The following is an 11,079-nucleotide window of genomic DNA, read 5'->3' as shown; positions in this document are numbered from 1 at the left end:
ACAAACCCGAGTGGGAAGTGATATTGCTGTCCGACCGCTCAATGATGAAGTGTCTCATAACTCACTCTACGGGTGACTTGTTTGGAGTGCTTATTTTAGCCAAAAACACCGTAAATTACCGCTGATAATGCGTTTTTAGGGTAGTTTAAATCACGGATTCAGGTTTCATGACAGAGCATCTGCATTTCCCGGTTGAGATTGTGCGCCAGCACGGCCGAGAACAGCCAGACCTGATTGCCGGCCCGTTTCCGGGTGGGGACGTAATCCATCTGGGTCTGCGACTTGAGTTCGGCGAATACGCCTTCCTGGGCGCCACGGCCATTGTGAAAGGCCAGCACTTTCCTGGCGGAAACCGGCTTGTTGGTCACGATGACCTTGAAGTCGTAGCCGTATTCGTAAGGAATGCACAGGTCCAGCTGGACCGGGCCCTTGTATTGTTTCCGGTTCCGGGTGCGAACGAATACGAAGCGGTAGCGATCATTCCAGCTTGCGGGTTTCCAGTCCGCCTCGAAGAAACTGCACTGCCGGTGGAGGTGGTGCCAGCGTTTCCTGCTCTCGACCAACGCCTTGAGGGCGTGGAAGCGCTCGAACGGCACGCTGATGGTGAACTGCACCCCTTCGGCATCGAGCGTGGGGACGATGTCATCGCTGAAAAAGGCACTGTCCAGGCGCGCTTCAATGATGCAGCGAGGCAAAATAGCCCGGATTTCCCGGATACAGGAGAGAATAAACGCCCGGGCGCCGTTGGAGTCGTGCACGTTCCCGGGCCGGTGCCAGACGTCGAGCACCTGTCCGGTCTGGGCAATGGTGCAGAACAGGGGGTAGTAGCTGCGGCTTCCTTTCTTTTTGCGGTTGAAGCCGACGGCCGTGCCTTCGGCGAAACGCCCGGTGGAGAGCACGGAGCCGTCGAAGTCCAGTGTGACCCGGGCAAGACCCAGTCCACCGAGTTGCTCCAGAACCCGCTGCCGGACCAGCCGGCGCAGGTTGGCGACACCGGTGTCATCCAGTCCCGCCAGCGTCCGGCTGACGGTGGCGACATCCGGCAGGCGCTTCAGCCCCAACAGGCGATGCACCATCGGGTCGTCCCGGTAGTAGCGCATATCCTGCAACCGGCGGTAACCGAGCAAGAGATGGGTGATCAACAGCAATACCACGACACCGTGACCGAAGTTCGGGCTAACCTTCAAATGACGGAAACATCCGTACAACTGCTGCTTCAGACCGATGCGGGAAAACAACGCCTGGTACAGCACAAGACCGGCAAACGAGATCAGCCGCTGATCTTCGAACCGGATCTCAGGAATGCGATGGGTTTTACGATGAATGGCCGCTTTGCTACACTTCATGTGAACGGTCTCCGTTGGTTTTGTTGGCTGGTTTCGCCCAACTCCGAGACCGTTTTTTCATGTCCGAAACGCATCTCTTCGTCGCCGTTCATGCCGTTTTCTGGACTTCACTTTTGGTGAAGTCCAGACACAACCGTGTAACAGGCGGTTCGACCTGTATACAAGCTGTTTCCTTGGAAAACGGCGCCAGATTTATGCAACTGTCAGGTCTATGCAACCCACCACAACGCAGAGCTATGAGTCGGGCGATATCGTTGCCCTTTCATTCGATACTCCGGAAGAGGAGGCGCGGTTTATTGCAGAAACAATTAAGGAGCTCAGGGGTGTTGCAATAAAGGAAGGTTCTGAAAGTCGCGGTCTTGCCTGGTCTGACATGGCTATTCTATTGCGCAGCGTTCGGAAAAATGGCGAGGCCATAATCAAGGCGTTGGCGGACGCAGGTGTTCCCTATGTCGTCGGCAGCATGAACAACCTGTTCGATACACCGGAAGCCCGTGCAGCCCGGGAGCTGTTCTACTTTATGGCGAATCGTCCGGGTGTCAGCCGCGAAAGCGTCCTAACCTGCTTTATTCATGAAAGTCTTCCGAACGGCGGTAATTCGCTGTTGATGACCGGTGACCAAGCCTCCCTACGGCCATCGGCGGTGCAGCGGCCTCACGGTAGCGCCGTTTTTCCCGCGGCAGCCGCCGAAAAGATGAATTTTGCGGTTTTCTGGCCAAATCCACCCGTCACCAGTACCTGGCGGCCGCTCGCGACGACGTTGACCCTTGCCCCGGTACTCAGGTCGGCACCGCACCCAGGGCACGGGCAATGCGACACCACTCAGAGCGCCACGGCGCCGAGGCGGGCAGATGGAATACGATGCGCCGGCAAGAACGTTCCACCCACACGGCGAGCTTGAGCAAACGCTCGCGCAAGGTCGTCACCGTTATGAAGGTGCGCTGGAAGACGAGCGGCGCCTGTTCTATGTAGCGATGACCCGCAGCCAGAAGTTCCTTTTCCTGACTTGGGCACCGGTTCCGGGCAATCAACTGTTTCAGAGGGTATCCCAGTTTTGGGAAGATATCTTGACGTCGAAATACGTCAAGCGCCGGCGTCAGGATTATTCGAAGCGGAAGAGACTGAAACCCACCCCCAAGGCAAGCGTTGCCAATGTTCTGCTGAGTTTCTCGGACCTCAAGTACTTCTTCGAGTGCCCCTACCAATTCAAGATGCGAATCCTGTATGGATTCAATCCTCCCATCGACGAAGCATTGGGCTATGGGAAATCCCTGCACGATGTTTTGGCGGAAGTACATGCACGAGCCATAGGAGGCGATATCCCCAGCCTGGAGGAAGCACGACGCCTGGTAGACACCCACATGCACACACCCTACGCCTATCCTGCCCTCAAGGAAACCTTGCGGGAGGCGGCTGTTCGCTCGGTTGAGAACTACCTGGTTGATAACCAGGACGACTTCGATAAGCTTGAGTTTTCAGAAAAGACCATAGAAATCAACCTGGGTGACGGCGTTACGGTGGCGGGTCGCATTGATCTCGTCAGGCGCACCGATACGGACGAGGTGTCGATCGTGGACCTCAAGTCAACGAAGCGGGCGCAAGCTGAAGACCTGACGGAAACCCAGCTCCATATCTATGCGCTCGGTTACCAAGAGCTGACAGGACGCAATGCGGATTACGTAGAGATTTACAATCTGGACGAACGCAAGCGGAAACCGCGCTCGGTGGACGAAGACTTCTTGGATGACGTAAAAGAAAGGGTTCGGGGAGCAGAAGAATCGCTGCGCAAAGGGGCGCTGAAGGCACGGCCAGCCAGGAAACGGTGTGGCACCTGCGATTACCGCCAGATGTGTACAGCGGGTGCCGAACAGCTCGTAGTGCCGGTCTGGCTCCCGGAAAGCGTCGCAGACGACGACCCGATCGACGATATAGCCCATCGCGCACCCGCTCCCGCCGCTGTGCCCTCAGCCTTCCGCCGCAAGGGTCACCGACGCCGGGTCCTCGACGCGGGTCGAGGCATCCAGCACCTCGATGGACACCAGGTTGCCGCTGTCATCGTAATCCAAGATGACTCCAGGCTTGTCCTCGTCGCTCTCGGCGACGGGGCCGGCCTTGAAGACCACCGTCAGGATATCGCTCTTGGCGTCGTAAGTGATTTTCATGGTGTTCTCCAGTATTTGTCGATCTTGCTGCTGCGGTAAGTGGTCACCACGGTCTCACCGCCGGGACCGGTGTCCACGAACACCCGCACCACGTACTCCCGGCCCTCCGGCGGCAATGTCACCCGCGACTGCCGCACTTCGCGCCCCGGACGGACCGGGATCACCTGTTCCGGCTGCCGGGCCACCTCCAGCACCAGCGCCTCGTCGAGCCCACGACGCGCCACCTGCCGCCGGGCATGGTCACTGAGGGTGATGGCTGCGTCATTCATGCGCCCAGTTCCTTGACCACGGTGGACTCGTTGCCATAGACGTCCACGACCTTCACCGCGATGCGCTTGTAACCACGCACCGGGAAGGGGTCCAACTCCAACCGCAGGGTGAACTCTTCCGGATCCACCTCGGCCTTGAGCGCGGCCTTGATATTGGGCTTCTTCTTGAAGTCGAAGAACATCTGGCAATCCACGAAGCAGTCGCCGTCATAGTTCTCGTCCAGATACCAGGCCGAGACATAGCCCGAGTCCGCGGCCTTGTATTCGGTGGTGCAGTGCTTACGGTCGAACAGCGCCACGCCCAGGAGCTTCACGCGCACCTGCCTCTCCTGGCCGTTCTTCTCGAGCACCGCCTCGATATCCGGCAGCGCCAGCGGCGAGAAGAGCATCTCCGGCTGCGTCACCTTGAGTCCCTCGGCCAGCGTGTCCGGCCGGATCATGATGAGTTCAACCTTGACCTTGCCGCGCTTCTCCAGGGCCGACTTCACCTCGCCCACGTTGGCCTCGAAGGCCCAGCCGAGCACGTGCACCTCGAGGATGCCGGAGGCCAGGGCGTCCTGCACGGCGTCGTGAATCTGCTTGGCCGTGACGCGCCCCGAGATCGCCCCGACGGAGATCGCGATCTTCTCCTCCTCGCTCTCGGCCACCGCGTGGACGAGGCCGGTCGCCCCCTGGATCGCGGCGTCCTTGCGGTAGAGGCGGCAGATCGTCTCGATGTAGTTCTCGAGCCTGGCCGCCTCGGCCGCGCCGCCCTCGCGGACGACGTAGCCCTTCCAGTCCTCCACCGAGTAGCGGCCCAGCGTCATCACCTCGAAGGGGCCGCAGACGCGGATGGCGTCTCGGTCCACCTTGGGCTGGTCGACCAGCTCCACCTTCTCGGGCTCGAGGTCGTAGGCGAGGCTCTTGAGGGTGACGCGCTCGACAGTCTTGTAGAGGAAGCCGCTGGAGACCGCACCGTTGCGGGTCTTGTAGTGCTCGAAAGTGGCCGACAGCAGGCGCTGGCGGGCAACGTTCACCGCCACGCGGGAGGTGTCGCAGGTGATCCAGCGCCGGCCCAGCTTCTCGGCGCAGAAGGCGGTGGTGCCCGAGCCGCAGGTGGGGTCGAAGACCATATCACCGGGGTCGGTGGTCATGGCGATACAGCGTTCGACCACGGACTCGGCAGTCTGGACAACATAGTCCCGTGTCCGCCCAATCTGCATGCTCTCCCAGCGGTCATTGATGGGGACATAGTCGAAATCATCGGCATACCTTTTGTATGTGATAACGGAACCTTCGACCAGTATCCGCCCCTTTTTGGCCAGTCGAGCAAGACCTTCAGGCGGTGTCTTCCAGTGGTTTCCCTTCTTCGGCGTATACACCCGACCTTCAAACTTAAATTCCTGTGGTGTACTTGTCTCTCCATCTGACAATAACGACGTAGTTCGGAACCGGCGACCTTGGGGAATCTCCCTCTCTCCACGGATCTCGGCCGCTGTCAAACGACGTGATGTGCTATCCAGCAGTTCGATGTGGTCGTAGCGGTCGAGTGACAGCTCGCCAGCCTGGCGTTTCAGATAGAGTTGTCGATAGCGGACTACATCTCGGCTTTTTGCGTACCAAATGAGGTAATCCACGGTGTTACCAAGGAGCGTTCCGGCCTGGCTCCCTGTCTTCTGAAATGTGATGAGTGCGACATAATTTCCACGTCCGAAGATCTCGTCCATGATCGTGCGCACGAGGTGAACGTTGTTATCGTTGATCTGCACAAACACCGACCCCGTCTCCGCCAGCAGTTCCCGACACAGATAGAGCCGCTCCTCCAGATAGGACAGGTACGAGTGAATACCCAGCGCCCAGGTGTCCCGGAAGGCCTTGATGGTGAACACGTCGTCGGCCGGATCCTTGGGGTCGTTCCTGGTCGAGTCCACCCGTTGCTGGAAGTTGGAGTCGTATTGGATGCCGTAGGGCGGATCGAGGTAGATCATCTGCACCTTGCCGCGCAGGCCTTCGTAGTGGAGCAGCGACTCCATCACGTGCAGCGAGTCGCCGCAGATCAGCTTGTTCTTCCAGCCTTCGTCGTGAGTGTAGAACTCCACGCGCCGCTTGGGCTCGCCCTCGCGCAGTTCCTTCTCCAGGTCGGCGAACAGGTGGCCCTGCCGGGACTCCTGCTCCTCCTCGGCCGCCCGGCGCGCCCGCTCGATGATCTGCGCGATACGCGGCTCGGAGACGATCTCGTTTCGCTGCAGCGGCAGCACCGGCACCTGCCGCCGGTTGCGCTTGCCGGCCCAGAACAGCACCGGGTCCGCCGCCGGGTCCATGTCCACCACCACCGGCCGCTCGTCGCCCTCCGGGAGCCTGCCCACCTCCAGGGCCTTGCTCCAGTCGTTGTCCATGGGCAGCGTGACCACCTGTTCCTCGCCCGGAATGAGGGGCGTGTGCCCCGTCTCCGGCGTGCGCGGCTCCTTGATATCGTCCCAGGCGTAGCGGGTGACCTTCTTGGGCGCTTTCTTCCGGCGGCCCGCAGTGGATTTGCGTGCCGCCTTTTTGGTGGCGGTCTTTTTCGCGGTTTTCTTCTTGGCTGCCATGGTGTGTCCTGGTTTCTGTACTGGATGCGTCGATCAGTCGATGCGCCACTTGGTGATGATGTTGCGCAGGGCCTTTAGCTGCCCGTCCGTGAGGGACCCCCTGTCCTGGAGCCGCTCCTGCATGGCCTCGACAAAGGATCGGTCGAATTTCTCGTGTGATTCTGCCCACGCAATTATCCGGTCGATCAGCGCCTGCGCTTCGTCCTCCGGCTCCTCCGGGTCTCCGGCCATGGGCCCATCACTTTCTGCCGGCTCCGGTCCACCGCCCGTCGGGGTTGGCGCTGCTGCACCGCCATTGCCTCCTGAACCCCCGGTACTGAGCCCGTTGGCCTCCAGGAAGGCCTCGACGGTGTTGTAGGCGTTCAGGAACAGCGGGCTGCCCGAAAACGACAGTGGACTCACCGGACCGATGGTCATGAACGAATACTGGCGGCTGGCGATGTCGAACGCCGAGTGGGGGTCGCGGAACATACGGTATAAATCCAGAGCCGCATCTGGGCCCGTGCGCGAAGACCCGACCAACTCTCTGAGTGCTTGGTATTCAGCGCCAAGGCTCAGGCCAAACCCGAAGAAGAATATCCGTAATTGTTGAAGGATCTCGGAATGTAGACTAGAAAGCGTTTGGCTGATAAACAGCCAGCCGAGTCCATATTTTCTCGTTGTTCTCGCCGCGTCAATTAATTCTCTCCGTACTTGGATTCCCGCATCGTTTTCGCGGGGCAAATCCCGTGCGGCAAGGCGGTGGGCTTCATCAATTACGACAAGGGCATTTAGGCTTTTCCCTTCCTTATACATGTTCTCTGCAATCAGGTTGACGCCTTCCAGGAGCCGCTTGATTACCAGTGACTGAATCTTTTCATTCCACAACAATCCTGCTGCTTGCTCTTTTGAAACATCAACGACCAACACGCGGCGCTGGACTGGGCTTGCATCCAGCAGCCAACTTATTGCTCCTTCTACCTTTTTCCGACCTCCTTCGTGGTCTTCCTTGAATAGCCGAACCACCGGAAGCCAGATTTCCTCAAATAACTCATCAGGGTTTGCTTCTTCGACAGCATCCCTAAGTCGTTCAGCCGCGGCACCCTCTCTTGCATAGATTTTGTTTCTAAGCTTCTCTTGCTTTAATAAAGCCCATGCCTTTTCAAATACTTCTTTCTCATGAAGTCGCGCTAGTGTGATCCCGGGTGTCTTCCTCATTGCCTCGACGAACTGATCGCACGCAGTATCCACCTTGTCTTGTGTCATTATCTGGAGCTCACGAAAAAAACGAGACTCAGCAAAAATCTGCTTGAGAAGATCCCATCGATCGAGCACAAGGTTTCGGATTGTCATGACGCGGACATTGCGGTCGCCCCTTTTAGCACGAATCAGATCGCCCAATGGAAGATAAAATTCGCCCACCGAGCCGTCACTACCCATGTCTTTTGAGAACTCCCCCTGCGGGTCGATCACCAGCAGCGCCATCTTCGGGTAGCGCGCGTAAGCGAGCAGGATCATCTTTGCCAGCACGGATTTTCCCGAACCCGTTTTGCCGAAGATGCCCAGGTGGTAGGCCTCGCCCGCACCATCCGGGCCGGTGTCGAAATGCTTGAACCAGAGCGGCAGCCGGGGCTTGGAGCCGTACACGTGGCCGAGGTAGAAGATCTGCTCCCGGTAGGGGCGCAGGACTTCATCCAGCACCTCATCGGTGACGATGTGGATGGGCGTGCCGGTCGAGGGCACGGTGCCCAGGATGCTCGGTTCATAGCCGGCCGAACCGCCCGCCTTGAACACGGCGCTGATGAGCATGTTGCCAAGGTGGGTGTCCTGGCGCTCGCTGACAGCGTCCACCCGCCCACGCTGGCGGATCAGGCTGCGCATAGTCGGGTCTTCGTGCCAGACGTTGCGCAGCTGTACCTCGGTGATCTGGCCGAGGGCGTAGTGGGGCGCCGAGTCCTGCACGTAACGGAACAGGGCCAGCTCTCCCACCAGTTTCCGGGAAACGGCGCTGCCCAGTACGTCCAGCGCCAGCTCCGAGGTGGAAGACGGCGAGCCGATCACGCCCAGTCGCTCGGTTCGGTCCACGATGGCGTCGAGTTCAGGTTTCTTGTCGTTCATGGATCAGATCCCGCTCTCGCTTCTGTAGCCGTGCATGGCGAAGAACACCTCGCCGATATCGCCGTCGTACTTCTCCGAGACCCGCTGTGTGGCGACCTGACGGAAGGCCGGCACGGCGCGGGCGAGCGACTTCACGGTGCGGTCGGCCAGATATATAGGATAAGGCTCGAGCATGGCCGCGGACGCACACTGGCTCCGCAGACCCTGGATGACGGTGGCAAGTCGATGCGTATTGCGCGCCACGGAGGCTGCCGTCTCGACGCGCAGCGCCGGCAGCCACTCGTGTGGCTTGTAATAGAAGACATGAACCTGGTCCAATGCATCAATGATATCATCGACAAGCGGCGCGAGAGCCCCGACCAATGATGACGGCAAATTGATGTGCCATGGCTGTGCCGGCTGTTCCAGAGGTAGCGGCCTGGTCAGTTCTCCGGGTTGCAGGATCAGGGTGAGCAGGCCACGATCGTCATGATTCTCTGGCCAGCCCACACGCTGACCGATCTCGCGCCGAGTTGCATACTTGGGCAGCGCAATGAACTGGCGATCGGAGCGCTCGGAACGCAAGAGCGTCCTGTATGCGCCCAGATATGACTCGCTATTGCGAATGAATTCCTCCCCACACTTGAGCGCAGTATGCGGTGCTGTATTCAGCGCCTGGTTGAAGTAGATAACAGGCAACGTGAAACTGCCGTCGATCATCACTAGGTCATGGGGCGCCTGCTGCGCCAGGCGCAGTTCGTTACCGACCATCACCGCGCGCAACACGGTGGAAGTCTCGGCGTGGTGTGTTTCCGTCCCGACATAGGTCGTGTGTCGGGGCTCCTCCCAGTACCGCGTCTCCGACGGTGGAGTCAATCCTTCCACGATCATGGCGGCGGCAGCCACCAGATCGATGGTCAGAAGACGCTCAATGGCGTAAGAACCATCCGTCGCACAGGTGGTGGGTATGGGTGGTGCGCCGAGTGAATGCTCGTTCAAAACCAGTCCGTGCTCATCCAGTTTCTCCCGGAGAGGCGCACGCTGGTTGCGCATCTCGGAGAATGTCGCCAGCAGCCGATCACCGACATCCGAGGTCTGGCTGAGAACCTCTTCGACCAGGGCGGCCGGCAGATCGGCAAATGGTGTCGGATCAGTGGACATGGTTTCCTCTACAGCCGGTGCCAAATGCGATAGCTTTCCCGCTCGAAATCCCGATAGCGCGGATCGCGATGTGCTCTTGGCAGGAGCCAGCGTTCGCGGAATGCCTCGAACAGATCGGCGGCGGACCTATGGAACCAGCGCAGTCTAGAATGCTCGCCACGGAGAAATTCTCGTGTGTTGTGCGCCAGCGGCGCAACAAAGATCTCCCTTTTTACCCCATGATAGATGAGGTCCGTCCTCAGACCAAGCGCGGGTAGCGCCTTGCGAATGATCTCGCGGCGATTGCGAAACCCGGTACCCCAACGACTGTCCTTGGCGGTGGCGATGCAGTTCTTCTCCGCGAAAGCGCGCAAATCCTGATATACGCCGTTGGTAAAATGAAACTCACCGGAACCGCGAGTAAAACCTATGCTGTGATAAACCGCTTCACCATTGAGGCGCAGACGGTTGTACAGCGATGACCTGCCCAGCGCGGAAGTGGTCGTGACCAGTGCCAGCCGGCCGTCGTGAGCGTCACCTGTGATAAGCGTCTTGCGCCCTCCATACTTGCGCTTGACAGCAAGTCGGACTTCGTCACTGGTTGCCAGCAATGCCACGAGCTTCCCGCAGAGTAGCTGCGAATACGGGGGGACTGCGCCGAGGACAAAGGCATCCATGACGGAACGAATCCGGCTGCGACGGTCCTGCTGGGTCCACCCAATCCATCGATCTCGGGGCCCTAGGGCGAACACCGGGTCACCGAGACCCAATATGCCGATGAGTTTGTCATTGGACTCATCGAGTACCAGGAACCGGATGCGTCTGCCGTAACCAGCAGAAACCGGGATGCTCCAATGCAGCCGTGCGTAACGGAACAGCAACTCCTCTTCGGTGTCCGGGCGGACTTCGACCAGGCAAGGTGATATTGCTGCTGGATCGACATCTGTTCCATTGGCTATCCGTTCGATGAGTTGCGACTCGTAGCGCTCCAAGCCGGCTCTCGAACGTTCAACACGATGTGCAACAGCCATTGCATGCGCCCGACGAATGGCGTCTTTGTCGGTTGGATCCGGCAAGGAAACCTCTCCACGTGAGACCAAAAATCCCTGTGCCCGCAGTGACTTCAGCACACGCCTGCGAAGTTCCGCCGGATCGATCTCCCACACGATACTGTCGTCACTCATTTGGCTTTCTCACCAATTTAAGGAACCTCTGATTTATTCATCGATTCGTCCATAATATGCCTTATCCATTGACTCACTACGACGGAGCTGCGGAATGCGCCAACAGACTCTTGCCGAAGAAGGTTTCGAGAAGTATCGCAAGCCGACCCGCCGGGAACAGTTTCTCGATGAGATGGACCGGATTATTCCCTGGGCGGAACTGTCGGCAGTAATTGAGCCATTTTATCCCAAGGGTGAAGGCCGGGGTCGGCCGCCCGTGGGTGTCGAGCGCATGCTGCGTATCCACTTCCTGCAACACTGGTTCAACCTGTCGGACCCGGCGGTGGAGGAAGCGC

General features: G+C 59.1%; 9 protein-coding genes and 1 pseudogene. 3 read left to right on the top strand and 7 right to left on the bottom strand.

Going from position 1 to position 11,079, the window contains the following annotated elements; translation table 11 throughout:
* Positions 1 to 158 precede the first annotated feature (158 nt).
* Complete coding sequence (locus ACW8PS_RS15295) at positions 159 to 1,346, bottom strand: IS1380 family transposase (protein ID WP_491528369.1); 1,188 nt, start codon at positions 1,344 to 1,346, stop codon at positions 159 to 161.
* A 211-nt stretch (positions 1,347 to 1,557) separates the two neighbouring features.
* On the opposite strand from ACW8PS_RS15295, the gene ACW8PS_RS15290 reads away from it, so the two are divergent.
* Complete coding sequence (locus tag ACW8PS_RS15290; protein WP_491528368.1) at positions 1,558 to 2,247, top strand: 3'-5' exonuclease; 690 nt, start codon at positions 1,558 to 1,560, stop codon at positions 2,245 to 2,247.
* A pseudogene (locus ACW8PS_RS15285) lies at positions 2,198 to 3,190 on the top strand (RecB family exonuclease); the annotation flags it as partial. The gene ACW8PS_RS15290 and the pseudogene ACW8PS_RS15285, both read left to right, overlap by 50 nt.
* A gap of 120 nt (positions 3,191 to 3,310) precedes the next feature.
* Here the strand turns inward: ACW8PS_RS15285 and ACW8PS_RS15280 are convergent.
* The 6 genes from ACW8PS_RS15280 to ACW8PS_RS15255 are packed head-to-tail and all read right to left on the bottom strand — an operon-like array spanning position 3,311 to position 10,744.
* On the bottom strand, positions 3,311 to 3,508 hold the full coding sequence (locus ACW8PS_RS15280) for a DUF2283 domain-containing protein (RefSeq protein WP_491528370.1): 198 nt from the start codon (positions 3,506 to 3,508) through the stop codon (positions 3,311 to 3,313).
* Positions 3,505 to 3,777 carry a DUF4258 domain-containing protein gene (locus tag ACW8PS_RS15275; protein WP_491528367.1) on the bottom strand — a complete coding sequence of 91 codons (273 nt, stop codon included), beginning with the start codon at positions 3,775 to 3,777 and terminating at the stop codon, positions 3,505 to 3,507. Before ACW8PS_RS15275 ends, ACW8PS_RS15280 begins: the two co-directional genes overlap by 4 nt.
* Positions 3,774 to 6,344, bottom strand: coding sequence for a site-specific DNA-methyltransferase (locus ACW8PS_RS15270; RefSeq protein WP_491528365.1), 2,571 nt, complete (start codon positions 6,342 to 6,344; stop codon positions 3,774 to 3,776). The genes ACW8PS_RS15275 and ACW8PS_RS15270 overlap by 4 nt, the downstream gene beginning before the upstream one ends.
* Before the next feature lie 33 nt (positions 6,345 to 6,377).
* On the bottom strand, positions 6,378 to 8,441 hold the full coding sequence (locus ACW8PS_RS15265) for an ATP-binding protein (RefSeq protein ID WP_491528364.1): 2,064 nt from the start codon (positions 8,439 to 8,441) through the stop codon (positions 6,378 to 6,380).
* A 3-nt stretch (positions 8,442 to 8,444) separates the two neighbouring features.
* Positions 8,445 to 9,581: a DNA double-strand break repair nuclease NurA gene (locus ACW8PS_RS15260; RefSeq protein ID WP_491528363.1), complete on the bottom strand. Its 1,137-nt coding sequence runs from the start codon at positions 9,579 to 9,581 to the stop codon at positions 8,445 to 8,447.
* 8 nt (positions 9,582 to 9,589) lie between these two features.
* Positions 9,590 to 10,744, bottom strand: a complete 1,155-nt coding sequence (locus ACW8PS_RS15255; RefSeq protein WP_491528362.1) for a Druantia anti-phage system protein DruA — start codon at positions 10,742 to 10,744, stop codon at positions 9,590 to 9,592.
* Between the two features lie 94 nt (positions 10,745 to 10,838).
* Between ACW8PS_RS15255 and ACW8PS_RS15250 the strand changes: the two genes are divergently transcribed.
* On the top strand, positions 10,839 to 11,079 hold a 241-nt coding region (locus ACW8PS_RS15250), incomplete at its 3' end, for a transposase (protein WP_491528361.1).

Source organism: Alterinioella sp., from assembly GCF_058343375.1.
This window is presented reverse-complemented; position numbering and strand designations above follow the sequence as displayed.

What these genes read in the sequence shown, in the direction of transcription:
- ACW8PS_RS15290 (WP_491528368.1), top strand. Translation starts at nt 1,558, where the DNA reads ATGCAACCCACCACAACGCAGAGCTATGAGTCGGGCGATATCGTTGCC.
- ACW8PS_RS15270 (WP_491528365.1), bottom strand. Translation starts at nt 6,344, where the DNA reads ATGGCAGCCAAGAAGAAAACCGCGAAAAAGACCGCCACCAAAAAGGCG.
- ACW8PS_RS15280 (WP_491528370.1), bottom strand. Translation starts at nt 3,508, where the DNA reads ATGAAAATCACTTACGACGCCAAGAGCGATATCCTGACGGTGGTCTTC.
- ACW8PS_RS15255 (WP_491528362.1), bottom strand. Translation starts at nt 10,744, where the DNA reads ATGAGTGACGACAGTATCGTGTGGGAGATCGATCCGGCGGAACTTCGC.
- ACW8PS_RS15275 (WP_491528367.1), bottom strand. Translation starts at nt 3,777, where the DNA reads ATGAATGACGCAGCCATCACCCTCAGTGACCATGCCCGGCGGCAGGTG.
- ACW8PS_RS15265 (WP_491528364.1), bottom strand. Translation starts at nt 8,441, where the DNA reads ATGAACGACAAGAAACCTGAACTCGACGCCATCGTGGACCGAACCGAG.
- ACW8PS_RS15260 (WP_491528363.1), bottom strand. Translation starts at nt 9,581, where the DNA reads ATGTCCACTGATCCGACACCATTTGCCGATCTGCCGGCCGCCCTGGTC.
- ACW8PS_RS15295 (WP_491528369.1), bottom strand. Translation starts at nt 1,346, where the DNA reads ATGAAGTGTAGCAAAGCGGCCATTCATCGTAAAACCCATCGCATTCCT.